Origin of the sequence: Staphylococcus felis, assembly GCF_003012915.1 — a bacterium.
GTDB classification, from domain to species: domain Bacteria; phylum Bacillota; class Bacilli; order Staphylococcales; family Staphylococcaceae; genus Staphylococcus; species Staphylococcus felis.
In genome coordinates, this window is record NZ_CP027770.1 from 2,149,729 (window position 1) to 2,176,545 (window position 26,817).

A 26,817-nucleotide genomic window follows, 5' to 3' on the forward strand; every position below is an offset into this window, starting at 1 on the left:
ACACTCCTTTTAGTGATCTAGTAATTGGCATAATATCAAAGCTTTTGCAACAGGTTGATGGCCACTCTGCATAGTGACTTCTAATTTTGCAAAATTACGTCCCATGTCAAGAATTTGGTACAATACTTCTACTTCACTTTCAATTTGGACTGTTTTGATGTAGAAAATATTTAAACTCTCAATCATGACTTCTAATTTCTTATATTTTCGCATGATAGTCTTAATCGTTTCTTCAATAATTGCAAGCGATACTGATTTGCTCAAAGTGCCAAATTGATTTGTTAATTGGGGGGTAATCTCAACTAAGATCTGATTGTTACGTATTTCAATATGCTTTGCAACTTGATCATTGATTGTTTCACCTACTTGTGGCTGGCGACCTACAACTTGCATTGCTTTTAATACGTCTTCTCTAGAAATGACACCAATTAATTGTTTGTGTGTACTTGTTACAGGTAATAGTTCGATTCCTTCCCATATCATAAGATGGGCACAGCTTGCCACGGTCGTGTTCATTTGTACGCTAATTGGCGGTTTAGACATTACTTTTTCAATCATCTCATTGGAGTTGCAACCTATTATATCTTTACTCGTAATAAGTCCTACTAGGCGTAATTCATCGTCAACTACAGGAAAACGTGAATGTCCTGACGTTTTCGACTTATATTCAACCTCCGAAATGGTCATTCTTTCCATCAAATAGGAGGTTTGTTCTATAGGTATAACAATGTCTTCTACGACTAGTATTTCTTTTTTGATCATTTGATTATACATCGCACGATTAATAATATTAGCCACCATAAATGTATCGTAATTAGACAAAATAATTGGTAAATCGTATTGATCTGCTATTCTTTTTATTTCATCAGTAGTGTCAAAACCACCTGTTATTAATACTGCACTTCCTTTTTGTAATGCAGCTTTTTGAACATCAAGTCGGTTCCCCACAATCAACAAAGTATTTTTAGATACAAAATTGACAACGTTATCTACTTCCATAGCACCTATCGCAAATTTAGTTAACGACTTAAATTGTCCACCTTTTCCACCAATCAATTGACCATCTACTATTTTTGCAATTTCACCAAAAGTAAGGTGTTCTAACTGCTCACGACTTTTCTTTTCTATGCGAACAGTCCCGACACGATCTATCGTCGCAACTAAACCTCTTTGATTAGCATCTTTAATCGCTCGATATGCCGTCCCTTCAGACACATCCAGGTCTTTTGCTATTTTTCGTACGGATATTTTTTGACCCACTGAAAGTTTCTCTATATGTTTGATAATTTGCTCATGCTTCGTCATTGATTTACCTCTATTTCATTTTTGATTACATATTGGTCATAACAACTAAAATTGGGACATACCTTAATTTAATATCATTCATCATTATAACGTGTTTTTAATATTAATGCTAAGATGCAATCGCATAGCAAATACTTTTATACAAAATGAAATAGATGAAATCACTTAACTTTTTATTTACACTATAAGAAAGGAGGTTGATTGGAAATGCATAAAAATATTTTGCTAGCAGTGGATACAGATTTGAAGAATGCTAAAGCACTGCAAGAGATTGTTAAACTTAACGGCGAAGGGACGATTGTCACACTATTAAATGTCATTAGTGAACAAGATGCTCAAGCGTCAGTGAAAATGGGAACACATGTTGATGAACTCAAAAAAATTCGTCAAAATAAAATGGCTCCAACACGTGAAACTTTAGAAGACAATCATATCACTTATGAGGAAGTGATAGAAAGAGGAAATCCGAAACAAATAATTGTAGACTATGCGAATAGTGGACGTTATGACATTGTAGTCTTAAGCAATAGAAAAGCTGAAGATAGCAAAAAGTTTGTCTTAGGTAGTGTCAGCCATAAGGTTGCTAAACGCGCTAAAATCCCAGTTCTAATTGTTAAGTAACCCTCACTGTTATAACTATAAACAATTTAATTGTTGGGGCATAGGCGTTTATGAGTGATGCTATGACAATATCTTCTCACATTGACTAGTAGCTATTAGCTCTAGCGCACTCATTTATCATAAGTTTGTCATCTTATTTAACTCATCATTCTCGAATGATATCGCTTTGAAAAACTGATGAATCAATGTCCCAACTCTTGAAATATTTCACTGCTTACATCATTATTTTGTGACGCTTACCATTGATATAGCAATAAAAATTAAGAAGACGATAAAACTTGATTATACAAAATTTTATCGTCCATTTATATTTAGGTTCTATAGTAAATCGGATTGGTGTATAAATAATTTCATTTATTTGATTGTTCCATAAAGCCTCGCTTTTCTAGGCGCCTCACCTCAACTCATTTTAAGATTGAACTTACCCAATCTTAAAATGGATTTTCGGTTACGGCAAGATGCCTCAGAAGTCTCGGCTTAGGAATCAATCAAATGTGCTATATTTATTCACACCCCTAAGTTATAAAATATGTTTTACCAACTCAATTTTACTGATTTATGTTGTATTAAAAGAGGCATTAATGTTCAAGACTTTATGATCACACAACGAAAAAGGCGTTAAGCAATCCATTATTGCATAACGCCTTAATTTAATGCGACCAGTCCAATTTGACTGAGAGTCTATATTTATACGTTTAAAGTTTCGCCCGGTTTAAGAATCTCAACTTTTCCGACTTGAACTTTCTCTTTAAATTGTTGCGGATCTTGTTCAATGAGTGGAAACGTATCATAGTGAATAGGTACTGTTATTTTCGGTTTAATCAATTCATTAATGGCAAAGCTTGCATCATCAATGCCCATTGTAAAATTATCACCAATTGGAATCAAGCATACATCTACTGGGTGACGCTTCGCAATCAATGCCATATCGCTAAATAAACCGGTGTCACCTGTATGATATACGCTCGTACCTTCAACATCTAGAATGACACCCATAGGCATACCTAAATACACAGGAATCCCATTATCATCCGTTAAACTCGAACTGTGAAACGCTTGGACGAATTTAACTGTTCCAAAGTCAAATTCCCATTTCCCTCCAATATTCATAGGGTGAACATTTTGAATTCCTTTAGCCGTCGAAAGATAATCTGCGAGTTCAGCTGAGCCTATCACAGTTGCACCTGTTCTTTTAGCAATTTTGACTGTATCTCCAAAATGATCAGCATGACCATGAGTTAAAATAATATAATCTACTTCTACATTATTTACATCTAAATCAGACAATTCATTTCCAGTAATAAAAGGATCGATCAGAATCCTTTTCCCCTTAGATTCAAGATATACTGTAGATTGACCATGAAAAGATAGTATCATATCTCATCCTCCTCTAACCATGTTACACATATTATACCCTATCAAACCCCTGTTAACACGTTCAGGTGTTTGTATTTTATGAAATACTCACCTAAAATAAAGATATAGGAGGGATAAAAATGCAATCTGAACGATTATTAGATACGTTAGCACATTTTGAGGCAGACGCAATATGGGTCACTCATCCTACAAACGTTTATTATCTCACAGGATTTCATAGTGATCCTCACGAACGTTTATTAGCTTATCTTATTACGAAATCAGGCAAAGAATTCTTAATTTGTCCTCAACTCGATGTAGAAGAAGCTAAGAAGACATCATTTACAGGAAATATTATTGGTTATTTAGATACCGAATCACCGTATCACAAAATCAATGAAACTTTCTCTCATTTGCTCATTGAGGAAGCGCATTTAACTGTTAAACGCTATCATGAGATTAAACAAGCATTTGATGTACAACAATTTAGCAATATTGATGACACACTAAAAAGCTTTCGTAATATCAAAACAGAAAATGAATTAGACATTTTGCGTAAAGCAGCAGAGTATGCTGATCAGTGCATTGACATTGGCGTTCGTTTTTTAAAAGAAGGCGTTAGTGAGCGTGAAGTTGTAAATCATATTGAGCATACGATTAAAGACTTTGGTATTAATGAAATGAGTTTTGATACTATGGTTCTATTTGGAGATCATGCTGCCGCACCACATGGCGTTCCTGGAGATCGCAAACTTTCAAAGAACGAATATGTTTTATTTGATTTAGGAGTTGTATATCAACACTATTGTAGCGATATTACTCGAACAGTGCCTTTTGGGGAACCTGATCAAAAAGCTAAAGATATTTATAATATCGTTTTAAAAGCAGAACAAGAAGCGATTGCTCTTGTTAAGCCAGGTATAACGATAAAAGAATTAGATGATAAGGCACGAGGAATTATCGAAGCATCCGGATATGGGGACTATTTCCCACATCGATTAGGTCATGGACTAGGGCTAGATGTGCATGAGTTTCCTGATATTTCTCACTCTAATACACAACAGCTTGAAGAAGGCATGGTATTTACAATTGAGCCCGGTATTTATGTTCCTGATGTTGCTGGCGTTAGAATTGAAGATGATATTTGTGTTACAAAAGACGGCTGTGAAGTTTTGACACACTACCCTAAATCATAAAAGAAACGCTTTCGAACAAGCATCTTAATCTGTAGCCATAGATAAAGAACATACAAATAAAAATGTACAGGTTAAACATTAAAAAAGGTTAGGACATAAATATCTCGAAGTTTTCTTATGATGAGCGTCGAAACCGGGGCTCGACCCATCCACTAGGAAATGCGAGCCAAACAATACGAATGATTGATAAAGAAAAGCATAGAGGTGAATCAATCGTGAATCATCTCTATGCTATTATTTTGGGATTGATGTCCCAGCATCTTATCATAATATATATTCAATTCTTGCTTTTGATATTTATTTTAATACCTCATTAACTGATGTATAACTATAGTCAAACGCTTCTGCAACAGCTTGATTTGTCACTTTCCCTTCAAAAACATTAAGACCATGAGATAACGGTTCATTATCTAATAAAGCTTGTTTATATCCCTTATTCGCAATTTGCAGCGCATAAGGCAACGTTGCGTTATTCAATCCGATTGTTGAAGTTCGTGGGACTGCACCAGGCATATTAGCAACAGCATAATGAACAACATCATGTTTGACATATGTTGGATTATCATGTGTCGTAATTTTATCTGTCGTTTCAAAAATACCACCTTGATCTATTGCGATATCTACTAAAACAGAACCCGGTTTCATTTGCTTAACCATTTCTTCAGTCACTAATTTCGGCGCTTTAGCCCCTGGAATTAAAACAGCACCGATAACAAGATCACTTTCTTTAACATGCTCCTCAATATTAAGTGGATTTGACATTATCGTATGCACCCTACCGTCAAATAAGTCTTCAAGCTCTTGTAAGCGCTTAGGGTTAACATCAAGAATTGTGACATCTGCACCTAATCCCAAAGCAATTTTGGCAGCATTCGTTCCAGCTTGTCCACCACCAATAATTGTAACTTTACCTTTTTGAACACCTGGAATACCGCCTAGCAATATACCTAATCCACCGTTAAACCGTTGTAAGAATTGCGCCCCTATTTGTGCAGACATACGACCTGCTACTTCACTCATTGGTGTTAATAATGGTAATGAACGATCTGGTAATTGAACTGTTTCATAAGCAATAGCAATTACTTTATTTTTAATCAGTGCCTCAGTCAATTCTGGTTCATTCGCTAGATGTAAGTATGTGAATAAAATTAAATCTTCTCTAAAGAAATCATACTCTTCTTTTAAAGGCTCTTTGACTTTAATCACCATATCAACATCCCAAACTTTTGCTTGATCACTAATGATTTCTGCCCCAGCTTCGACGTAATCCTGGTCTTCAAAATAAGAACCTTCTCCAGCACCCTTTTGAACATAAACATGATGTCCAGCCTCTACTAATGCATGGACACCACTTGGTGATAAACCGACACGATTTTCGTTATTTTTAATTTCTGTAGGAATTCCAATTTTCATACTCCTAACACCTCCATGAATAATCATAACGCATCGTAAATGTAAGCGCAATCATACATGACTTTAAAGTAAAAGAAAATTATTAAACTAAAGATTTTTTATAGAAAAGTGTGCTATAATAAAAGTGAAAATAGAAAGGGGTTTTTGCTATGCTAATGTATAAAAATATTCTGATTGCCGTTGATGGTTCACACGAAGCAGAATGGGCTTTTAATAAAGCTGTAGCAGTAGCTAAAAGAAATGATGCCAAACTTACAATTATGAATGTCATCGATTCTAGAACGTATACTTCTTTTGAAGTTTATGATTCTAAATTCACTGAGAAATCAAAATCATTTGCAGAGAAGTTATTAGAGGGGTACCGAAAAGAAGCTGAACGAGAAGGCCTAAAAAATGTAGAAACATTTTTAGAGTTTGGCTCTCCTAAGTCAATCATCCCTAAAAAAGCAAATGAAGGTGCATTAGATATTGACTTGATTATGTGTGGTACTTCTGGACTTAATGCAGTAGAGCGCTTTATAGTAGGTTCGGTATCTGAAGCAATTGTACGACACGCTAACTGTGACGTTTTGGTCGTTAGAACTGAACAAATCCCTGAAACATTCCAACCGAAAGTGGCTACAAAAGATTTACTTCAAGATTTTGACATTTAAAGCTTTATAAAAGGCTGAGACATAAATATCTCAGTAATCAAAAAACTTCGAGGTTTTCGTAAGCATTTACGAAAAACCTCGAAGTTTTTCTTTTAATTATATATTTAATGCGATAAGGACAAAACCAACTTCTCATGTTACTTTATTCAGTCCTCAAACCGACATTCGATTGAATCGCCACATAGTCTTTATAAACCCAAAAACAGTTTTTTCTTTCTGGTTTAGAAAACTTTTGGTTCATTTGCGCTTTAAAATACTCTCAACTATCGTTTTTCATGATTTCTTATTTGTTTTTGAATGATACGAAAATGTCTTTTTTAAGTATAACAGTGAGTCATATCATACAAAGTTTTATCATAAAAGGAAGCGCTAAGATGCATTTTGATTAAAAATCATCTTAGCGCTATTTATTTTGGGATTTATATCCCGACCTTTTACTATAATCAATTATTGATTAGGCTATTAAAATATTATAAATTACCAAATTTAACGACGTCACGTGCAATCATAACTTCTTCGTTTGTCGGTATAACAAGTACTTTCACAGGTGAATGTGGGTAGTTGAGTTCTGCTTCTTTACCACGTAATCCTTCGTTTTTACGAGGATCCCAATATACTCCCATAAACTCTAATCCTTCTAGTACACGTGCACGAATGACATCTGAGTTTTCACCTACGCCAGCAGTGAAGATAATAACATCTACACCGTGCATACGCGTCGCATAAGAACCCATATATTTATGAATACGTGAAGCAAAAACTTCTAATGCAAGTTCGGCACGCTTGTTACCATTGCTTGCATCACTTTCAATATCACGTAAATCTGATGAAGTTCCTGTAATACCTAATAAACCTGATTCTTTATTAAGAATATTTAATACTTCATCAGCTGACTTTCCTGTTTTTTCCATAATAAACGGAATTAATGCAGGGTCAATATTACCTGAACGTGTTCCCATTGTGACACCAGCTAATGGAGTGAATCCCATAGAAGTATCTACAGATTCTCCACCATCAATAGCAGCAATTGATGCACCGTTACCAATGTGACAAGAAATCATACGTAATTCCTCAATTGGTTTGCCTAAGATTTCAGCCGCACGTTCTGAAACATACTTATGACTTGTGCCATGGAAACCATATTTACGAATACCATAATCTTTATAGTAATCATAAGGTAAACTATATAAATATGATGATTCAGGCATTGTTTGATGAAATGACGTATCAAAAACAGCTACATGTGGAATATTTGGTAAAAGCTTACGGAATGCAAGAATTCCCATTAAGTTAGCTGGATTGTGTAAAGGCGCTAAGTCTGTTAGCTTTTCGATATCTTCAATCACTTGATCAGTTACTAATGCTGATTCAGGAAAGCGTTCACCACCGTGTACTACACGATGACCTGTTCCATCAATATCATTAATATCGTTAATGATACCATGTTTTTGGAAACTATCTAACATCATATTTACTGCTTCTTCGTGATCTTTGATGTCTTCAACAACTTTGTGTTTTTCACCATTTACTTCAATTGTAAAAATAGAATCTTTTAAACCGATACGTTCGATTAGACCTTTTGTAACTAGATTTTCTTCCGGCATTTCAATTAATTGAAATTTTAATGATGAACTACCTGCGTTAATCGCCAAAATTAACTTTGACATAAGGAATGCCTCCAATGTGTTTTAAATTTATTCAAATCTATTTAACCATTAATACAGTCCAATTTCAAGAGTATTACAGATTAATTTTTAGGATGATTTTGTGACAACCATTCTTTTAATTCTTCTATAAAATTTTGAAAAAGTTGTGGATTTTTAAAGTCTGGTATATTTGCTAATAGAACTTCAACAGGCTTTGTTACTCCTTGCTTTTTACGTTGGAGAATTAAAATAGATTTTTGAGCTTTTTCATTTTTAAATAATGTTTTAGGTAAGTTTAAGAATGCTTGCATTTCTGTTTCTGTTGCAATAAAATTTTCAAGCTGTTTTACATTTTTATCTTCAAACAATTGACTAGGTACAACTAAAAAGACATATCCCGTTGATTTGACTGTCGATATCGCTTGTTCAATGAATAAATAATGCGCATAGCTGTGACCTTCTTCAAAACCTAACATCATTTGTTGACTCCTATCATCATTAGGATAGTAACCAATTGGAAGGTCACCTACCACAACATCAGCCTCTTCAAAAGGAAGTGGCATAATTGCATCTTGTGGATATACATCAAATGGTATTTCTAAAAAGTTAGCTAAATGCACACTTAATCGTGATAATACAGGGTCAACCTCTACTAAATGATGCATTAACGTGACATCTTTCATTACTTCATGAATCGATGCGCTTAAGTGGCCTGCACCACTACCAATATCTGCAATATGCAGAGATTCACTTTCGCTTTGAAATTGAGAAATGAGAAATCCTACAATCAATCCAATCGAGTCAGGGGTAATTTGATGATTAGCTTGAACTTCTTCTTTTTGTAATTGACTTAAATAAGCAAATTGAAATGCTTTACGCCGATCTTGTAGTGTCCCTTGTTCAAGTAATTCACGTTTTGAAGTATAAATATATTCCATGGATAGTCCAAGATTTTCAATAAAACTTTGCCCATTTTCTTCATTTAAACGATTTGTTTTTTCATCAAGCGCTTGAAATAACACTTCCATGGTTGTTTTAGATTCTGTCATATTTGCCTTCCTTTCAATACTATAATCGAAAGCGAAACAGAGGTTAGGACAGAGTGATTGTTCTTTAAGAAACTCATTAAACGACGTTTCAAAAGTAGGATTTTGCTATATCTACACAACTTGACAACATTTTGAAAACTTGTCAAAGAACAACTCTCTTTACGAAAATGGTTCTTTAGCGTTGTTACGTTCGAATCCTAGACACTTTTGTCCTAACCTCATTGTTTTACTAATGATTATGTTAAAACTTGTTTATATGATCAACTAGTCTAAACTTTGATATGCAGCTAGTGCTGATTCAAAATCTGGAAAATCTGTTCCTTCAGGTACAATTTCTTTATAGATAATTTCATCATCCGCATTCAATACAAATATAGAACGAGCAAGTAATTGTAATTCTTCCATCACTACACCATAATTTTCTCCAAATGAATGCGTTTGATAATCACTGAGCGTAATCACATTTTCTAACCCGCTTGAAGCACACCATCTTTTTTGTGCGAATGGTAAATCGAGAGAGATTGTTAATACATAGCCATTTTCTTGACTTGCTTCTTCATTGAATCGTCGAGTTTGTTGGTCACAAACACCTGTGTCTATTGATGGTACAACGTTAATTAATTTTTTCTTGCCTTTATAATCTGCTAACGACTTAGAGTTCAGATTATTATCCACTACTTTGAAGTCTGGAGCCTTTTGTCCTACGTTTACCTCTTGTCCTAGTAAGTGAATTGTATTTCCTTTAAACGTAACTTGTGTCATTCCATTCCCTCCTATTAGTACATCACTTCATTATTATACGGATTATCAGAAGACTTATCACGCAATAAAGCTTCATTCTCTTTAATGTATTTTAAATATTTATTTTTGACTACGACTGTATCAGCAAAATAATCATGTACACCTATATGTTTAGGCGTAAAAATAACAAATAAATACGGAAGGCCTAATAATATATTCGATATGATTCGGCCAATCCATTCTCTAAACAAGACATCTGACCAATTAAGTGGTGTGATAGAGACATTATAAACACTTATGCCTAATATCATTTTGCCAATCGTTTGTTGAAAATATTTTGTCATAAATACAAAGTAACTGAAATAGATTAATGCATTCAAAATGTGATCAACGCTAAAATAATTAATCCACAATTTCCATTCATTGATACCAGTCAGTGTATATATCGGATTAAGTATCATCTGTGAAAATCCCCAAAGCACCAACAAATCTATAATATAACTAAAAAACCTGCGTCCAAAACCTGCATAAAAGAATGCATTTAATTCATGCTGATTCGTCTGAACCATTTGGTTTGCGACATAATCTACTTTAGGCGTTCGATTATTTTCATGATATTGGGTTGGATTATAATTTAAATTTTTCGTTTCATGAATCATTTTTTCACCTACCCTTCATACATATACATTGGTCTTGTTTCAGACTTATTATGAATGATTGAAGTGGCTTGCTGAATATCTGCACGTATTTGTTTATATAACGTTTTGACACCAAATAATGAGTTTATGCCATATGCATTTTCATCAAATGAAATCACTTGTGCATCTTTTGCTTTTATATTTTTCTTCAAATCTTTTAAAGTAGCGTCTTTATATCCAATTTGATCGATTAATCCATTTGATTCTGCTTGCTTGGCGCTATATAATCGACCATCTGCGAGTTCTCGTACTTTTGCTTCAGAAAGATTTCGGCCTTTACTCACTATTTGAACAAAACGATCATAGCTGTCTTTATTAATAGATTGTAAAATTTCACGCTCTTCATCCGTCATTTCTCTTGTAGGTGACATAATATCTTTATGTTCACCTGACTTAATCGTATTTGTTTTAACACCTAAGTTATTTAGCAACTGCGAGTAATCTGTTGACTGCGAGATAACGCCTATCGAACCCGTCATGGATTGAGGGCCTGCGTATATTTTATCTGCTGGCGCAGAAATATAGTATCCTCCAGAAGCAACAAGGCTTTGCATTTGAACATATACCTTTTTACCTTTTTGTTGTACTTCTTTAATCTTTTGGTATAATTCGTCACTTTCGTATACACCACCACCTGGTGTATTAATGTTTAATAAGACACCTTTTATACTGCTATCATTTTTAATCGTTTCAAGCTGATTGAGAATCAATTGATGATCATAGCCTGAACCTCCTAACAATCCACCTGCTCCTGCGTCCATGATTTCACCATCGACATTAATTTCTGCTATTTGTCTTGATGCATCTCCTTTTTCAATAATTGTAGGTTGCAAGTCTTGTTCAAATGTATTTGAATCTGTAAAAATTGATGATACAACTGTAGTTACAGTGCTCATTAATATTCCTACGATAACAATAGCAACCGCTAATATCATTGCAACAACTCTTTTAGACATATATAACTTCCCTTCAAATTTTTTTCAATTTTATCATAACAAAAACAAGCTATTATTTCGTTAATTTTTAAGAAATAATAGCTTGTTTTTAAATAAATTAAACATTTTAGATTGTAAGGTTGCTCTTTTAGAACAAATCATCTTCCCATGCAGCTTTTTCATTTTGGTGCGAATCATAGTTTTTATCAATCACAAGCGTTTCGATATTCGCAACCGCTTCATTAATCATTTCCTCAAAGTCAAAACCAGATTCATATTTAAGTACTTTTTCAAATTGAGGTTCAGTAACTGGATTTTTCGGTGTGAAAATTGTACAACAGTCCTCATAGGGTTGAATGGATGTTTCAAATGTCCCTAAATCCTTTGCTTTTTCAACAATTTCAGATTTATCTAATGATAATAGTGGACGTAAAATCGGCGTACTTGTAACGGCATTAATCGCATACATGCTCTTTAAAGTTTGGCTCGCGACTTGACCTAAATTTTCACCATTCACAATGGCATCTGCACCAATTTGATGAACGACTTTATCTGCTATACGTAACATCATACGGCGAGTTGAAGTCATTGTATAACGCTCATGCACTACTTTATGAATTTGCTTTTGTACCTCAGTAAAAGGGACAATATGAAGTTTAATAGCCCCTACTCGTGTTGCCATAATACGTGTGAGCTCAATCACTTTTTCTTTTGCTTTGTCACTGGTGAAAGGTGGACTATGAAAGTGAATAGCCTCAATTGTCACACCACGACGCATGACTTCCATCCCTGCTACTGGAGAATCAATCCCACCAGACAGCATCAATAATGTTTTACCTCCTGTTCCTACAGGCAATCCACCAATTGCTTTAATAGTACGGTCATACATATAGATAGCATCTAAGCGGACCTCAATACGAATTTCGTGATCCGGTTGTCTGACATCAACATGAACATCATTTACTACTTTTAAAATAGCTCCACCAACTGCTCTTTGAATGGCATAAGTGTCATGTTCAAATTGTTTATCGGATCGTTTCACTTCGATTTTAAAACTATCTCCATCACGATATTCTTTAGCAAATCTAACAGCATATTGATATACTTCATCCATTGTTTTTTTTATTTTTACAACTGGACTAATGGAATGTACACCATAAACTTTAGATATACGACGCATCATTTCTTCAATATCTGCTTCTGGTTCTAGTTGAATGTACATACGATCTCTGTTAGCTTTCACTTCATACCCTTTTAAAGGCATTAATGCACGTTTCACATTAGAACGCAATTGATTTACAAAAGTTTTACGGTTAGCTCCTTTGAGTGTAAGTTCCCCGTATCTTACGAGAATATGATCATAAATCATTGATTAATAACTCCTTTACTTCTTGATAGACATCATCAAATACGTTTTTAAATTTTGTCATTTCGACATCATTAAGGGCATGATCAAAAGAGAGTCGAATACTTCCTAAAATACGATTTTTTGAAATACCCATTTCATATAAGACTTCATTAAGTGTAGCATGCTTAGAAGAACATGCGCTTGTTGTTGAGACCATCACATTTTGCTTTGAGAATGCATTAACGAGTACTTCCCCTCTTACGCCTGGAAAGCTGATATTTAATATGTGTGCCGAAGCATCCTCAGGTGAATTAATATAAACGCCATTGTATGTACGTATAAATTGTCTAAGTGCACTGTTCATAGTACGAAGTTCATTGTAACGGTCGTTGTGCTGTTTAATAGTGATATTAATTGCTTTGGCTAATGCAACATTATTAGGTAGGTTTACTGTACCACTTCTTATCCCGAACTCTTGTCCACCGCCTTGGATAATAGGATAAATACTATGTTCATTGTTAAGAATTAATAGTCCTTGCCCTTTTAACCCATTAAATTTATGTCCGCTCAACGAAAGACTATCAATGCCCTCACTTATAAATGGTACTTTACCAATTGCTTGGACGGCATCCACATGAAAATGAACTTTGGGGTAATCCGTTAGTATATCAATGATTTTCTTAATAGGTTGGATTTGACCCATAATATTATTAACATGCATACAAGTTAATAATATAACGTCTTGATTTAACAACGTCTTTAAGTGTTCTAAATCAATTTGACCCGAAGCCGTAATATTGACATATTTTAAGTGAAATCCTTCTTCGTGAAGTTCTCGCATAACTTCCAATACTGAAGGATGCTCCAAACGTGATGTAATAATAGTCTTACCGAAAGACCTTTTTTGATAAGCCGCACCTTTTAAAGCCATGTTATTAGATTCTGTCGCACCACTTGTAAATACAACACATTGTTCGTCAAGATTAAGCGCTTGCTTAATTTGAGCCCTTGCTTCAGTTAATAACCGTTGCGCTTCTAATCCTTTATCGTGTGGGCTGTTAGGATTAAAATAAAAGCTTTCATTAACTTTAACAAAACTTGTTAATACAGCAGCATTGGGTTTTGTGGTCGCTGCATTATCTAAATATAGCATTAAAATGACGCCTCCCATTTTTAAAATCACTATTCATTGTACTACAATTCATACACAGTTTGTAAATCACATTCGATATTTTCTATGATTTCATCACTGCCGTCAAGCTATTTATACGAATATTAGTGCTACTCTAGTTATTAAGCATAAAACATACTTGGACATAAACACTAAAATAAATAGCACTAAGATGATTTTTAATAAAAATGCGTCTTAGCGCTTCCCTTTATGATAAAAATTTGTATGATATGACCTCGCTTTCCGAGGGGCAGTCTCAGGAGTCTCGTCATCAATACGTCGTTTATGCATATAATCATTCACTGTTATACTTTAAACAAAAACCTTTTCGTATCATTCAAAAACAAATAAGAAAACCAGTAGAACCATGTTGGTATTCAATCACATGTCGGTGCGAGGAATAAACAAGGTAAAATAAGGACTCGGTTTTGTGTTTATCGTATTAAGTATAAGCAAATGAGTTGTACATCGTGCGATTATAAAATCAAAGGAAAAACTTCGAGATTTTTCGTAAATTCTTACGAAACCCTCGAAGTTTTTCGATTACTGATATATATGCCTCAGACTCATCTTATTGCTGCTCCATCACTTCACGTTCAATATGCTGGGTAATACCCGGTTCAACATGCTCTAAAGCTTGTTCTGAAATCTCACTTGAACGTTTGTAACGGTTATTTTTAAATAATCGTTCTGCTTCATTTAAACTTTTATCTAAATCATGATTATCTTTTCTGTATCGATTACCGTACTGTATCAGTTTTTCAGCGTAAACCGCATTAATTAAAACATCATTCGCTTCATCTTCAAATTTGTTCATTTGAAGTACTACTTTATTTACTTTATCTTTTAAGTGTTGGACATTAATTGGTCGCTCACTAAAACGCTTATTAACTTCTCTTACTTCATAATCAATTTCATTTTTCAAAATAATAAAACGTTCAGGTACACTAGTCAGATTAGAAGCAAGTAATCGTCTGTATATTTCTTCTTTTTTACTTTGAACACGTAGAATATGTTGTTCTGCCTCTGCTTCATCTTCACGTAACGACACAAGATGATTTTGAAGTTTACCTTGCTTTTCATTAATAACAGTCACATGGTCTTCAATATATTTGAGATTATCTTGAACTTCGCTATATCTCACAGTAGATTTGGCCATCTCAGATAATATTTCATCATATACTGTAATTAAATTTTGAATTTCATTTTCAAACTGACGAACACTTTGAATATCACTTTCATTAATATAGTAGTTTTCACGTACATATTCGATTTCAGTTTGTAATGTATAATTCATGTCTTTCGCATGAAACAAATCATCTGTGATGCGCTCTTTTGACTCTTCAACTGCATTTTTAGATTTTACTTCATGTTCAATTAAATCATACATTTCATCTAATCTCTGGTTAATCTCATCTAGTTTATCGTTTGCTTTGTCTAATTCTAAACGACTGATCATAGGTTCCACAAAACTCAATTCAGTTTTTAGGTCTTGTAATGTACTATCGACTTTTACATGATCTAAATCATAACCTTCGACCTTTAAATCTCGAACGCCGTACTTAATATCTTGAAATTGCCCAGGTAACTCTTTTTGAGCTTCTCTGATTAACTCAGGAATTTCTTTCATATCTTCTTTCAAAAATAAAATATCTTCATTTAATTGCTTAATATGATGATGTGCTTCTTGATAATTACCTTCAGATTTGAGCGTTTGATACACATCAAGCTCTGGTTCAAATGTTTCAATTTCCTTTTCAAGAGGCTCTGCAGCTTCACCATATTGATGTCTATTCGCCAAGACATCTCGTTTCATTTTGCGATGTGCTGCTTTTGTTTCTTCGTATATAACATCATTTTCTTGATGTGTTTGAAAAACTTTTTCAGCCTTCTGTGTTAATGACTCATGATTGGCTTCGAACTGATCCATTAATGCGTGTGCATCCTCAATTTCAGACTGCGATTGAGAAAATTTGAATTTATCCAAACTGACCTCAGCATCATGGATTTTCTCTTCAACTGGAATCAAAAATTCGTTATTACTTTGTGTCCAGTTTTCATTTAATTGGTCATATTCGTGTTTAGTTTCACCAGATAATTGAAGCTTTTTTAACTTTTCTAAACTTTCGTCATAAGATAATGACTTTAACTTTTCTTTGCGTTCTTCAGCTGACTGAATCATAGATCTTTTGTTTGAACGCATATAAATTAATACGCCTATTACAATAAGACAAATTAATATAACTGCTAGTATGATATATAATGCCATGTCCACTCGACTCCTCCTATGTACATAAAACTATTATAACGTAATTTAACAGTGCAATAAAATGAAATCTTGAAATAAACGATAACTTCTTTATAAGACATTTTCAATACTAAAGATTCCACTCATGATTGCGTTTCAATTTTACTACTTATATAATAGCAATAATCATTTCAACAAGGTGTGATATTTAATGGAAAAACCAAATTATAAACTTTTAGCACGTCAACTAGATGCTCTACTTGAAGGCGAAACAGATTTAATTGCCAATTTAAGTAATGCATCTGCTTTATTAAATGATCAACTAGACAATATCAATTGGTTAGGTTTTTATTTAATTAAAGATAATGAACTTATTTTAGGCCCTTTTCAAGGCAAACCTGCTTGTGTACATATCCCAATCGGTAAAGGCGTATGCGGGACAGCAGTTGCTAAAGCAGAAATACAGCGTGTCGCTGATGTTAATACATTCCAAGGCCACATTGCCTGTGATGCAAATAGTCAATCTGAAATTGTTTTACCGATTTATCAAAATAATACCATCATTGGTGTACTTGATATTGATGCGCCAATTACAAATCGCTTCTCAAAAGATGATGAAGAAGGATTAAAAGAAGTTGTAACAGTGTTAGAAAAACATTTGTAGTCTATTAATGGTTGACTTTTATTTCTGTTATGGTACAATATTCATCGTGTGAATAAACGAAAATAGCAGTTGTATATTGGTGGGCTCTATGGTGTTCCCAAAGCGGACGTGCCGTGTAACCGTAGCTATGAGGCGAGGACACATAAAACACTATACCCTCCCAAGTCTACAACACTCTTTTTTGTTTTTTCATAACAACAAAAAAGAAAAGGAGGAATCTCTAATGGCAAGATTCAGAGGTTCAAATTGGAAAAAATCTCGTCGTTTAGGTATCTCTTTATCAGGTACTGGTAAAGAACTTGAAAAACGACCATACGCACCAGGACAACATGGTCCTACACAACGTAAAAAATTAACTGAATATGGTTTACAATTACGTGAAAAACAAAAATTACGTTATTTATATGGAATGACTGAGCGTCAATTCCGTAACACATTTGAAACTGCAGGTAACCAAGGTGGTATTCACGGTGAAAACTTCATGATTTTACTTGCAAGCCGCTTAGATGCAGTTGTATATGCGTTAGGTTTAGCACGCACACGTCGTCAAGCACGTCAATTAGTTAATCACGGTCATATTTTAGTTGATGGAAAACGTGTTGATATTCCATCATATACTTTAAAACCTGGTCAAGAAATTTCAGTTCGTGAAAAATCATTAAAATTATCTATCATTGCTGAGTCAGTAGAAATCAATAATTTCGTACCTGACTACTTAGACTTTGATGCTGATAACTTAAAAGGTTCATTCGTACGTTTACCTGAGCGTAGTGAATTACCAGCTGAAATTAACGAACAATTAATCGTTGAGTACTACTCTCGTTAATGCATGGTTCAAAAGCCTAATTTGGAATCTTTCCAAGTTAGGCTTTTTTTATCATCAATCTATTATCTTAAATCCCCTCTCATATGTGCCCTCTTATCCACTATTTTACAATATACTGTTGTTTACCTATACTAGAGGTAATCCACCTGAAAGCGAGTGATATATCATGCAATTTTATGATGATGCGACAATCCAACAACACTATCAAATGACAGATGCTATCCAAGATATCAAATTATTGTTAAAAGAATTAAATCATGTGAGCCATACAGAAAGGCTCGTGATACCGACTGGTGAAGGCTCGCAATCTATGTTGTATATGCCTTCTATTCACTTTGGCAAACAAATGGGAATGATTAAAATCACATCAATTACCCCTCAAAATCCAACTGCTAATCGTCCAACTACTCAAGCGAATATCGTAATTACAAATATTCAAACAGGTGAACATATAGCGACCATTGATGCAAGTTATCTCACACGTTTACGGACTGGGGCATTAAGTGCAATTGCGACTGAATATTTAAGTCGTGAAAATGCTCAAACACTCGGCATGATTGGTACAGGTGGTATGGCATATGAACAACTATGGGGAAATATCGAAGTACGAAATATCCAAAATGTGATACTTTATAATCGTACCTATGAAAAAGCAATTCAGTTTCAAAAATATATTCAAGATCGCTTCCCACATTTAAATGTTTTAGTGAGTGATAATGTAAATGATTTAGTCGTTCAGTCTGATATTATCAATTGTCAAACTCAGTCTACCCAACCTGTCTTTAACGCAAAAGATATTCAAAAAGGAACACATATTAATGGGATAGGCTCATATCGACCAGATATGGTGGAAATAGATTATCAAATCCTACCGAATGCCTCACATGTTGTATTTGATGATATTGACGGCGTAAAAAAAGAAGCAGGTGAATTCATCAAAGCAAACGAAGAAAAAATATTCTGTTTTGAAGATGTCTATGGAAATTTAAAATCTTTAATTGAGTCGTCAGATTTAGCGCGGTCAGAGGATGATATTACTGTATTTAAGAGTGTTGGCGCTTCATATTATGACCTTGCAGTTGCCTTAGGTGCTTATCACTGTCTCCAAACATCAATTGAATAGTCAAATAAGGCTGAGACACTTCTTTTTACGCCGTTTATCGGTTTTCTGAAAAGACTTATATCTCAGCCTTATTTTTACAATCTAAATAATTCGTCAGGAACATCTGAAATGACACCATTCACACCTAGTTGAATCAGTTTTTTGACATCTTTAGAAGTATTGACAGTATATGGAAATACTTCTAACTGATACAGCTTTGCTCGCTCCATAAAGTGTCGATTGACCATACTGTATTCTGGATTGATATATTGAGCGTATTGTGCAATTTTTTCAAATGGTGGTTGTTTGAACCAATATTTTCTTTTACTTAATAATACGCCTAATTTTAATGTTGGATGTAGTAATCTAAAACGTTGAATAGATAATTGATCAAATGATTGAATAATAATACGAGAAATTGGAAATGCGCAGTCTTCAATCACTTTAAGAACATCTGATTCGATATTTGGATAATTTGCAGGCTTTTTAATTTCAATTAATAAGCACTTAGAATAATTTTTAGCCAATTCAATGACTTCTTTGAATGTTAAAATGGATTCATAATCGCCTTTACTTTTCCATCCCCCAAAATCGTAACGCTTCAATTCTTTTAATGTTAAATCCTTTATTGCTCCTTTATGATTAGAAGTGCGATCTACAGTTTCATCATGTATTACAACGAGTTCGCCATCTTTAGTTCGATGAATATCAATCTCTAGCATATCAATATGCTGACTTAACGCTGCGATAAATGCACTTTTAGTATTCTCAGGAAAACGTTGTGATAATCCTCGATGTGCAATAATATTAAACTCAGGTTGAGGCTTCATTATTTTCATAAGACATGTTCCTTTCATTTTGATAAAGAGTTCAATACACTTAACTTAACATATTTTAAGGAGAGATGTATTTTGATTGAACATGATTTTTACGTCAAGACACATTGGGAAGGTGGACGAAATGCTACTGGTCAAATAAGTGCAGATCATTTAAACCACGAGTTCTCTATTCCAAGTGAACTTAATGGTCGAGGTGTCGGAACAAACCCTGACGAATTACTAATCAGCGCTGCTTCTGGATGTATCACTATATCTTTAGCCGCTACATTAGAGCGGGCTCGACTCACTTTTTCAAAATTAATAGTCAATAGTAAAGGAACTGCTTCTTTAAAAGATGGCTTATTTAAAATGGAAAAGATAGTACATGAACCCTTCATTTATGTTAAGACACCTTCACAAAAAGAAAAGATAGAAAATAGAATCGACAGATTAATCAAGATTTCAGACCAAAATTGTATGGTTTCAAATAGTTTAAGGCATAATGTCAAAATCCTTATCTATCCTCAGGTCATTTTAGAATAGCACTAAACTTTAAACTATTCTAAAATACCTCTGTAATTTTGTCAGAAAATTTGGTAAAATTATCTTCATTACTACAAAGGAGGTTTACATATGTTATTTACACATCATTCATCTTTATTGACCCCTGGCCCTACTCCTGTACCACTTTCTATTCAATCAGCAATGAATCTGCCAATGGTAGGTCATCGTTCTAAAGATTTTGAAACGATTGCTAAAAAGGCATTTAGTAGTTTAAAACCTGTTTTTGGTACAGATAATGATGTTTTAATACTCTCATCTAGTGGAACGAGTGCTCTTGAAGCAAGCTTACTCAATATCGTTAATAAAGAGGATCATATCGTCATTATTGTATCAGGTGCTTTTGGACAGCGTTACCAACAAATTGCTGAAACATACTTTTCTAACGTACATATATATAACGTGGAATGGGGAAGCGCGCTCCATGTCAAAGATATTATCGACTTTATTAAAGGTCTTGAAGTATCCATTACTGCTGTATTCACTCAATATTGTGAAACATCTACCGCCGTACTACACCCTGTCTCATCTCTAGGTCAAGCCTTGCATGAATTTGATCCATCTATTTATTTTGTTGTAGATGGTGTCAGCTGTATTGGTGCTGTTGATGTCAATATGAAACAAGATCATATCGATGTTTTAGTTTCTGGTAGCCAAAAAGCACTAATGCTACCTCCAGGCATTGCCTTTGTTGCATATAGCAACCGAGCTCTTCAACGATTCAAAGATGTGGATACCGCACGATTCTATTTAGATTTAGATAAACATTATCAATCTTTAGAAAAAAGTTCCACACCTTTTACACCAAATATCACAGCTTTTAGAGGTGTTATCGAATACTGTCGTTTAGTTGAAGATGAAGGATTTAAACAAGTGGTTGAGAGACATTACAAAATTCGTGATGCCATACGTAAAGCGCTTAAAGCATTAGATTTAGATTTATTAGTTGATGATGCAAATGCATCTCCAACAGTAACTGCTTTTATTCCTAACGACAAAGAGGAAGTTAATGAAATTAAAAGTCGCTTAAAAAATGATTTTAATATTACAATCGCTGGTGGACAAGGGAAGCTAAAAGGTGAAATATTAAGAGTTGGCCATATGGGATTTATTTCTCCATTCGAATTACTTCCCTTTGTAGTAAGTTTAGAAATTATTTTAACTAACTATAGAAAAAAATCGTACATCGGTGCTGCTACAAAAGTATATTCGGAGGTGTTAATGCATGAATTATAAAGTGCTTGTAGCTGATCCAATTTCAAAAGATGGTTTGAAAGACTTATATCAAGATCATGCCTTTGAAGTGACACATCAAACAGGTTTGACTGAAGCAGAATTATTAAGCTGTATTGAGCAATATGATGCAATGATTGTTAGAAGTCAAACAACAGTAACAGCTCGTATCATTGAGAAGGCGAAAAATTTAAAGGTAATCGCTCGAGCTGGTGTAGGAGTTGATAATATAAATATAGAAGCCGCAACAAAAGCAGGTATTATTGTCATCAATGCACCAGACGGTAACACTATTTCAGCAACCGAACATTCCGTAGCAATGATACTCAGCATGGCCCGCAATATTCCACAAGCTCATCATTCACTCAAAAATGGTGATTGGGATCGCAAATCATTTAAAGGAACGGAACTTTATCAAAAAACATTAGGCGTTATCGGAACTGGCCGAATTGGTATTGGTGTTATCAAACGATTACAAAGTTTTGGTATGCATATTCTTGCATATGACCCGTACCTTTCAGAGGACAAAGCTAAAGAATTAGAGATTACTCGAGCTACTATCGATGAAATCGCAGAACAGTCTGACTTTATAACAATTCATACGCCTTTGACTGAAAAAACTAAGGGCCTTATTAATCATGACTTTTTCAATAAAACGAAGCAAAACCTTAGGATTATCAACGTTGCACGTGGCGGGATTATCAATGAGTCTGATCTAATTGAAGCACTTGATAATGGTAAAATTGCAGGTGCTGCTTTAGATGTATTTGAGGAAGAACCCGCGCATCAATCTCCAGTTGCACAACATCCAAAAATCATTGTCACACCGCACCTTGGCGCATCCACAATCGAAGCTCAAGAAAAAGTTGCCATTTCGGTTTCAAAAGAGATTATTGAAATTTTAAAACACCAGCATATTAATCATGCAGTCAATGCTCCAAACTTTATCTTTAATGAAGATGATGATATTCAACCTTTTATTGACTTAGCACAAATGACTGGTGAAGTTGTGATTCAATTGATGCCAAAAGCGCCACGCGAACTCAAAATATTATATGCTGGTGATATTGCACTTGACGATACTAGCCTAATTACACGTACATTGGTTAAAGGCGTACTACAGCAAGACATGGCTGACCGCGTTAACCTTATTAATGCTCTCGTTTTATTAAACGAACAAAATGTAACGTATACAATTGAGAAAACAAAAAAGAAGAAAGGTTTTAGTAATTATATTGAGATTGAACTGATTAATAAAGAAAACTCTGTAAAATTAGGGGCAACAGTTTTAAATGGCTTTGGGCCTAGAATTGTACGTATCAATGATTATCCTGTAGATTTCAAACCAGAAACCTATCACCTACTCATCAATCACAATGACCGTCCCGGTGTCGTTGGGAAGACTGGTCAAATCCTTGGACAACACGGCGTCAATATTGCATCAATGCATTTAGGACGAACACAATTAGGCGGTAATGCTATGATGATATTAACCGTGGATGATATTGTCAGCGAAACAGTTCAAAATGAGTTGCTGTGTATTGATGGCTTCGAAAAAGTAAACCAAATTATTTTAAATAGCAATAAATAAAGATTTTCCCTCTCCTAAGCAACCATTTTTAGTGAAACACACACTTATCAAAACTCAGGCTGGGACATAAAAATCTCGAAGTTTTCTTATAATGAGATGATTCATTCAATTAGGAAATGCGAGCCAAACAATACGAATTATTGATAAAAGAAAAGCGTAGAGAACACACCCATCTCTACGCTATTATTTGGGGATTGATGCCCCAAACTCCTATCTTGAATATGTTTACTGCTGTAATCTCTAAACTAAGTTTGCTTCATTTTGTTTTAAAGGTCATTCGTTAAACAAAATATGATTCAATGTCCAATACTGTATCAACTAAATTTGTTGCCCCGTTATTTTGTAACTCTTCTGCTGCTTTTTTCCCTTTTAAGCCGGTTAATGTACCTATAAATTGCACTCCTAATTTTTGTGCACTGATTAAATCAGCTAGTGAGTCACCTACTATTGTGATATCTTCTCTTTTGAAGCGGTTCGTTTGTTCTGTCGCAAAATCTTGATATAATGTTTCATGATTACCAAGGTACGCAGCAATATAAGTAAATGGATTTGGTTTTCCTAACGGTCTTAAACTTGGATACATTTGTTCTGCTTTCAACACTTCAGATGCAGTGATGACATGATTAAGGTCAAAGTATGGCAGTAAACCAAGTGTCTCAAATGGAACTATTGTTTCAGTTCTTGGACGACCTGTTGCAATACCAATCGCATATCCTCGATCTATTAATTTTTGAAGTAACTGACGAATAGAATCGATGGGGGCTAATATCTTTTCTTGATAAATATACCCCTTTTTATAATCTGACTTTGCTATTTTCTTTTCTACCTCTTCATATAATTGAGTACCTAAATACCATTCTTGATAGATCTCTTGACACAATTGCCATAAAGGACTTTGAATTTCAAACAGGCTTACTGATGTCGTATTTAAATTTTGAGCTACATACTTTTTTAAATCTTGATAAATGGCATCTTTACCTTTCGAAACAGTATTTATAAATTCAAATGGCAAAGTGTAATCGATTTTACACGCTTTTACTTTTTCACCCAGACACTTTAGAGTTGTTTCATCAAAATTTGACTCGCTTAAAAAGTATTCTTTATCCTTGTCATTCAATGAACGTAAAATTGAGACTAAATGAATCGAAAAAACAATAAACAACATATCCCAATTTGAATTTAATCCAAGTGACTTGAGTTGATTTAAAATTGAATCATCTTGAAACACGGATGACCGAATTAATTGTATCTCATCATCAGTGATTTCCTCTAAATGGATAATGGACGCCAAGTTTAAAAATTTTGCATCATATAGTAACTCATATATCGTTAATGCCGAAACATCAAAACATCTTGATTCATCTAAAAATACCCCATCAACATCAAATAAAATTGCTTTTGACATATTAGCCCTCCTTATGTATAGAATATTCAGACTACTTAATTATACCATGTCTGCTAAAAAATGAACATATACGTCATTGGTATACCCGATTCAATATATTCATTTAATTTTCCGTCTCCTCAAAACAAAGAGTAGAGTTATACTAATGATTCACTCTACTCTTGGTCTATTTATTGATGATTAACATGTTCACGTAATTCGTGTTGTAAAGCTTTTGTTCGTTCGTTAATTTGCTGAGTGATGTAATCCACTTTTTCTTGTCTTTTAAGACCTTGAGGTAAATCAGTTACATCAATCGGCGTTCCAAATTTAATATACGCCTTTTGTTTAAACATTCCAGGAATTGTATCAGGCCCCATATAAGCTGCTGGTAAGATTGGTTTTTTTGCTAATAACGCAATAGTAGCAGCCCCTCTTTTTAATGGTACTTCCTCAGATGTACGTCGCCCATTAGGGAAAATACCTACAGTTTTATTATCGTTTAATAACTTTACAGGTCGCTTTAACGTACTTGGTCCAGGGTTTTCGCGATTAACGGGAAAAGCGTTCAAACCTGTTAAAAGTTTCCCGAAAATTTTGTTGTTAAAAAGCTCTTGTTTGGCCATATAATGAATTTGATTTGGCAATAATGATACACCTAACAAAATAACGTCATTATAGCTTTCGTGATTGCATGTGACTAAGTAGCTATCGTGCTCTCGCTGATTCTCTTCTCCTAACACTTCTAGATTTTTAAACAATTTTACAATGACAAATCTTATAAAATGACCTATTAAACTATATAACATCGTTACACCTACTCTTGTTAATTATCCTCTAAATTTTATCATTTTCCCTATTAATCAACAAGTTTTGTTAAATTTAAGTCTAAAGTCTGATATCAAGATACTGGTAAAATAATCTTCAAAGAAGCATAATAAGGGCTAGGGAGGCGTTTTTATGACAGAAAATGAAAACTCAAATTATTCATCTCTAAATAATAACCAAAACACCCCATTTACTCACAATCCCCCACCTCCTCATAAGCCGAAGATACCATGGTTCAAAATCATATTGATTGCATTAATTTCTGGACTATTAGGTGGTTTGATTGTTTTAGGATTAACGGGCGCATTTTCTAATCTAACTTCACAATTGACTCATCAATCAGGTTCTGAAGTGAATGTAGCTAAAAACCAAAATGGTGGGAATTTATTAGATGGACAAAGCAAAAGTTTTTCAAGTATTAATGAGATGATTAAAGATAAGTCCCCTTCTATTGTGGGCGTTATCAATGAACAAAAAGCAACCAACCTCGAAGATTTATTAAGAGGTCAAAGTGCTAAAGCTGAACCAACAGGTGTTGGATCCGGTGTTATATATCAAAAAGATGGCAATAACGCGTATATCGTAACTAATAATCATGTAATCGATGGAGCAAGCTCAATCAAAATACAGTTACACAACTCAAAACAAGTTTCTGCTGATTTAATTGGAACGGATGCCTTAACCGATATCGCTGTGTTAAAAATAAAAGACCGCAACGATATCAAAGCCATTTCTTTTGCAGACTCTTCGAAAGTGAATACTGGAGACAGCGTATTTGCAATGGGCAATCCTCTAGGTTTAGAATTTGCTAACACTGTCACTTCTGGTATTATTTCAGCAAATGAACGTACGATTGAAGCTGATTCTTCGCAAGGTAGCCATAAAGTAACAGTACTTCAAACAGATGCTGCTATAAATCCAGGTAACTCAGGAGGGGCACTTGTAGATGTCAATGGAAACCTTATAGGTATCAATTCTATGAAAATCGCAGCACCTCAAGTTGAAGGTATTGGATTTGCTATACCAAGTAATGAGGTCAAAACAATTATTGAACAGCTCGTTAAAAACGGTGAAGTCAAGCGACCTTCAATTGGAATTGGCATGATTAACGTTTCAGATATACCTGATCGTTATAAGGGAAATCAAAATTTAAATAGTGGCATATACATTGCCGAAGTACAGCGTCCAAATATTGATCTCAAAGAAGGAGATATTATTACTCAAATTGACGGACAAAAAATTGATAATGATTCAGAACTCCGCAATTATTTATATAAACATAAAAACCCAGGTGATAGTGTTACATTTACCGTCAAACGTGACAGTAAAGATATAAAAGTTAATGTTGAATTAACCGAAACAGATAGCCAACAGTAACATTGATTACTACTTGCTTTTATGAAAAAGAAGTTCGAACAAAATAACGTTCG

Annotated in this window: 24 protein-coding genes; 10 read left to right on the forward strand and 14 right to left on the reverse strand. The window is 34.2% G+C overall.

Translation table 11 applies throughout. From position 1 onward, the window contains the following. Positions 1 to 9: 9 nt before the first annotated feature. Entirely contained in the window at positions 10 to 1,305 is a 1,296-nt protein-coding gene (locus C7J90_RS10060; protein WP_103209639.1) for a DRTGG domain-containing protein, read from the reverse strand. 207 nt (positions 1,306 to 1,512) lie between these two features. Between C7J90_RS10060 and C7J90_RS10065 the strand changes: the two genes are divergently transcribed. After that, on the forward strand, positions 1,513 to 1,926 hold the full coding sequence (locus C7J90_RS10065; protein WP_103209637.1) for a universal stress protein: 414 nt from the start codon (positions 1,513 to 1,515) through the stop codon (positions 1,924 to 1,926). 687 nt (positions 1,927 to 2,613) lie between these two features. Here the strand turns inward: C7J90_RS10065 and C7J90_RS10070 are convergent. Continuing rightward, positions 2,614 to 3,303, reverse strand: coding sequence for a metal-dependent hydrolase (locus C7J90_RS10070; protein WP_103208231.1), 690 nt, complete (start codon positions 3,301 to 3,303; stop codon positions 2,614 to 2,616). Positions 3,304 to 3,422: 119 nt separating this feature from the next. Between C7J90_RS10070 and C7J90_RS10075 the strand changes: the two genes are divergently transcribed. Beyond that, positions 3,423 to 4,478: a M24 family metallopeptidase gene (locus C7J90_RS10075; protein WP_103208232.1), complete on the forward strand. Its 1,056-nt coding sequence runs from the start codon at positions 3,423 to 3,425 to the stop codon at positions 4,476 to 4,478. A 297-nt stretch (positions 4,479 to 4,775) separates the two neighbouring features. Here the strand turns inward: C7J90_RS10075 and ald are convergent, their stop codons facing one another. After that, complete coding sequence (gene ald, locus C7J90_RS10080; RefSeq protein ID WP_103208234.1) at positions 4,776 to 5,891, reverse strand: alanine dehydrogenase; 1,116 nt, start codon at positions 5,889 to 5,891, stop codon at positions 4,776 to 4,778. Positions 5,892 to 6,040: 149 nt separating this feature from the next. Between ald and C7J90_RS10085 the strand changes: the two genes are divergently transcribed. Continuing rightward, entirely contained in the window at positions 6,041 to 6,544 is a 504-nt protein-coding gene (locus tag C7J90_RS10085; RefSeq protein ID WP_103208236.1) for a universal stress protein, read from the forward strand. Positions 6,545 to 7,014: 470 nt separating this feature from the next. Here C7J90_RS10085 and C7J90_RS10090 read toward each other — a convergent pair whose 3' ends face one another. The 8 genes from C7J90_RS10090 to ezrA form a co-directional block, all read right to left on the reverse strand. Then, positions 7,015 to 8,211, reverse strand: a complete 1,197-nt coding sequence (locus C7J90_RS10090; protein WP_103208238.1) for an acetate kinase — start codon at positions 8,209 to 8,211, stop codon at positions 7,015 to 7,017. A gap of 80 nt (positions 8,212 to 8,291) precedes the next feature. After that, on the reverse strand, positions 8,292 to 9,239 hold the full coding sequence (locus C7J90_RS10095) for a class I SAM-dependent methyltransferase (protein ID WP_103208240.1): 948 nt from the start codon (positions 9,237 to 9,239) through the stop codon (positions 8,292 to 8,294). 264 nt (positions 9,240 to 9,503) lie between these two features. Next, positions 9,504 to 10,001, reverse strand: a complete 498-nt coding sequence (tpx, locus tag C7J90_RS10100; protein WP_103208242.1) for a thiol peroxidase — start codon at positions 9,999 to 10,001, stop codon at positions 9,504 to 9,506. 14 nt (positions 10,002 to 10,015) lie between these two features. Then, a complete protein-coding gene (locus C7J90_RS10105) occupies positions 10,016 to 10,549 on the reverse strand; it encodes an RDD family protein (protein WP_232618951.1) in 534 nt (177 codons plus the stop codon). A 98-nt stretch (positions 10,550 to 10,647) separates the two neighbouring features. Then, positions 10,648 to 11,634, reverse strand: coding sequence for a signal peptide peptidase SppA (sppA, locus tag C7J90_RS10110; protein ID WP_103208246.1), 987 nt, complete (start codon positions 11,632 to 11,634; stop codon positions 10,648 to 10,650). A 127-nt stretch (positions 11,635 to 11,761) separates the two neighbouring features. Further along, positions 11,762 to 12,982, reverse strand: a complete 1,221-nt coding sequence (gene thiI, locus C7J90_RS10115) for a tRNA uracil 4-sulfurtransferase ThiI (RefSeq protein ID WP_103208248.1) — start codon at positions 12,980 to 12,982, stop codon at positions 11,762 to 11,764. Further along, the gene (locus C7J90_RS10120; protein ID WP_103208249.1) at positions 12,972 to 14,114 is read right to left on the reverse strand and encodes a cysteine desulfurase family protein; all 1,143 of its coding nucleotides are present in this window, start codon (positions 14,112 to 14,114) and stop codon (positions 12,972 to 12,974) included. Before C7J90_RS10120 ends, thiI begins: the two co-directional genes overlap by 11 nt. Before the next feature lie 589 nt (positions 14,115 to 14,703). Further along, the gene (gene ezrA / locus C7J90_RS10125) at positions 14,704 to 16,401 is read right to left on the reverse strand and encodes a septation ring formation regulator EzrA (protein WP_103208347.1); all 1,698 of its coding nucleotides are present in this window, start codon (positions 16,399 to 16,401) and stop codon (positions 14,704 to 14,706) included. A gap of 190 nt (positions 16,402 to 16,591) precedes the next feature. Here ezrA and C7J90_RS10130 point away from each other — a divergent pair, with 190 nt between their 5' ends. The 3 genes from C7J90_RS10130 to C7J90_RS10140 all read left to right on the forward strand — a co-directional run bounded on the left by C7J90_RS10130 (position 16,592) and on the right by C7J90_RS10140 (position 18,993). Beyond that, positions 16,592 to 17,044: a GAF domain-containing protein gene (locus tag C7J90_RS10130; protein WP_103208251.1), complete on the forward strand. Its 453-nt coding sequence runs from the start codon at positions 16,592 to 16,594 to the stop codon at positions 17,042 to 17,044. 223 nt (positions 17,045 to 17,267) lie between these two features. Then, the gene (gene rpsD / locus C7J90_RS10135) at positions 17,268 to 17,870 is read left to right on the forward strand and encodes a 30S ribosomal protein S4 (protein WP_103208252.1); all 603 of its coding nucleotides are present in this window, start codon (positions 17,268 to 17,270) and stop codon (positions 17,868 to 17,870) included. A 166-nt stretch (positions 17,871 to 18,036) separates the two neighbouring features. Continuing rightward, positions 18,037 to 18,993, forward strand: coding sequence for an ornithine cyclodeaminase family protein (locus tag C7J90_RS10140; RefSeq protein WP_103208254.1), 957 nt, complete (start codon positions 18,037 to 18,039; stop codon positions 18,991 to 18,993). Positions 18,994 to 19,067: 74 nt separating this feature from the next. Here the strand turns inward: C7J90_RS10140 and C7J90_RS10145 are convergent, their stop codons facing one another. After that, positions 19,068 to 19,811 (reverse strand): glycerophosphodiester phosphodiesterase, encoded by a 744-nt coding sequence (locus C7J90_RS10145; protein WP_103208256.1) that lies wholly within the window; start codon positions 19,809 to 19,811, stop codon positions 19,068 to 19,070. A 72-nt stretch (positions 19,812 to 19,883) separates the two neighbouring features. On the opposite strand from C7J90_RS10145, the gene C7J90_RS10150 reads away from it, so the two are divergent. The 3 genes from C7J90_RS10150 to serA all read left to right on the forward strand — a co-directional run bounded on the left by C7J90_RS10150 (position 19,884) and on the right by serA (position 23,175). Beyond that, positions 19,884 to 20,333 (forward strand): SACOL1771 family peroxiredoxin, encoded by a 450-nt coding sequence (locus tag C7J90_RS10150; protein ID WP_103208258.1) that lies wholly within the window; start codon positions 19,884 to 19,886, stop codon positions 20,331 to 20,333. 90 nt (positions 20,334 to 20,423) lie between these two features. After that, positions 20,424 to 21,587, forward strand: a complete 1,164-nt coding sequence (locus C7J90_RS10155) for a pyridoxal-phosphate-dependent aminotransferase family protein (protein WP_103208259.1) — start codon at positions 20,424 to 20,426, stop codon at positions 21,585 to 21,587. Next, positions 21,577 to 23,175: a phosphoglycerate dehydrogenase gene (gene serA / locus C7J90_RS10160; RefSeq protein ID WP_103208261.1), complete on the forward strand. Its 1,599-nt coding sequence runs from the start codon at positions 21,577 to 21,579 to the stop codon at positions 23,173 to 23,175. The genes C7J90_RS10155 and serA overlap by 11 nt, the downstream gene beginning before the upstream one ends. 280 nt (positions 23,176 to 23,455) lie before the next feature. Here serA and C7J90_RS10165 read toward each other — a convergent pair whose 3' ends face one another. Then, positions 23,456 to 24,580, reverse strand: a complete 1,125-nt coding sequence (locus tag C7J90_RS10165; protein ID WP_103208262.1) for an HAD family hydrolase — start codon at positions 24,578 to 24,580, stop codon at positions 23,456 to 23,458. 170 nt (positions 24,581 to 24,750) lie between these two features. Further along, a complete protein-coding gene (locus tag C7J90_RS10170; RefSeq protein ID WP_103208264.1) occupies positions 24,751 to 25,368 on the reverse strand; it encodes a lysophospholipid acyltransferase family protein in 618 nt (205 codons plus the stop codon). 151 nt (positions 25,369 to 25,519) lie between these two features. Between C7J90_RS10170 and C7J90_RS10175 the strand changes: the two genes are divergently transcribed. After that, positions 25,520 to 26,764 (forward strand): S1C family serine protease, encoded by a 1,245-nt coding sequence (locus tag C7J90_RS10175; RefSeq protein ID WP_103208265.1) that lies wholly within the window; start codon positions 25,520 to 25,522, stop codon positions 26,762 to 26,764. Positions 26,765 to 26,817: the final 53 nt, after the last annotated feature.

Bases quoted from the DNA above. Each gene is read 5' to 3' on its own strand.
- C7J90_RS10060 (WP_103209639.1), bottom strand. From the start codon at position 1,305: ATGACGAAGCATGAGCAAATTATCAAACATATAGAGAAACTTTCAGTG.
- C7J90_RS10065 (WP_103209637.1), top strand. From the start codon at position 1,513: ATGCATAAAAATATTTTGCTAGCAGTGGATACAGATTTGAAGAATGCT.
- C7J90_RS10070 (WP_103208231.1), bottom strand. From the start codon at position 3,303: ATGATACTATCTTTTCATGGTCAATCTACAGTATATCTTGAATCTAAG.
- C7J90_RS10075 (WP_103208232.1), top strand. From the start codon at position 3,423: ATGCAATCTGAACGATTATTAGATACGTTAGCACATTTTGAGGCAGAC.
- ald (WP_103208234.1), bottom strand. From the start codon at position 5,891: ATGAAAATTGGAATTCCTACAGAAATTAAAAATAACGAAAATCGTGTC.
- C7J90_RS10085 (WP_103208236.1), top strand. From the start codon at position 6,041: ATGCTAATGTATAAAAATATTCTGATTGCCGTTGATGGTTCACACGAA.
- C7J90_RS10090 (WP_103208238.1), bottom strand. From the start codon at position 8,211: ATGTCAAAGTTAATTTTGGCGATTAACGCAGGTAGTTCATCATTAAAA.
- C7J90_RS10095 (WP_103208240.1), bottom strand. From the start codon at position 9,239: ATGACAGAATCTAAAACAACCATGGAAGTGTTATTTCAAGCGCTTGAT.
- tpx (WP_103208242.1), bottom strand. From the start codon at position 10,001: ATGACACAAGTTACGTTTAAAGGAAATACAATTCACTTACTAGGACAA.
- C7J90_RS10105 (WP_232618951.1), bottom strand. From the start codon at position 10,549: ATGGTTCAGACGAATCAGCATGAATTAAATGCATTCTTTTATGCAGGT.
- sppA (WP_103208246.1), bottom strand. From the start codon at position 11,634: ATGTCTAAAAGAGTTGTTGCAATGATATTAGCGGTTGCTATTGTTATC.
- thiI (WP_103208248.1), bottom strand. From the start codon at position 12,982: ATGATTTATGATCATATTCTCGTAAGATACGGGGAACTTACACTCAAA.
- C7J90_RS10120 (WP_103208249.1), bottom strand. From the start codon at position 14,114: ATGCTATATTTAGATAATGCAGCGACCACAAAACCCAATGCTGCTGTA.
- ezrA (WP_103208347.1), bottom strand. From the start codon at position 16,401: ATGGCATTATATATCATACTAGCAGTTATATTAATTTGTCTTATTGTA.
- C7J90_RS10130 (WP_103208251.1), top strand. From the start codon at position 16,592: ATGGAAAAACCAAATTATAAACTTTTAGCACGTCAACTAGATGCTCTA.
- rpsD (WP_103208252.1), top strand. From the start codon at position 17,268: ATGGCAAGATTCAGAGGTTCAAATTGGAAAAAATCTCGTCGTTTAGGT.
- C7J90_RS10140 (WP_103208254.1), top strand. From the start codon at position 18,037: ATGCAATTTTATGATGATGCGACAATCCAACAACACTATCAAATGACA.
- C7J90_RS10145 (WP_103208256.1), bottom strand. From the start codon at position 19,811: ATGAAAATAATGAAGCCTCAACCTGAGTTTAATATTATTGCACATCGA.
- C7J90_RS10155 (WP_103208259.1), top strand. From the start codon at position 20,424: ATGTTATTTACACATCATTCATCTTTATTGACCCCTGGCCCTACTCCT.
- serA (WP_103208261.1), top strand. From the start codon at position 21,577: ATGAATTATAAAGTGCTTGTAGCTGATCCAATTTCAAAAGATGGTTTG.
- C7J90_RS10165 (WP_103208262.1), bottom strand. From the start codon at position 24,580: ATGTCAAAAGCAATTTTATTTGATGTTGATGGGGTATTTTTAGATGAA.
- C7J90_RS10170 (WP_103208264.1), bottom strand. From the start codon at position 25,368: ATGTTATATAGTTTAATAGGTCATTTTATAAGATTTGTCATTGTAAAA.
- C7J90_RS10175 (WP_103208265.1), top strand. From the start codon at position 25,520: ATGACAGAAAATGAAAACTCAAATTATTCATCTCTAAATAATAACCAA.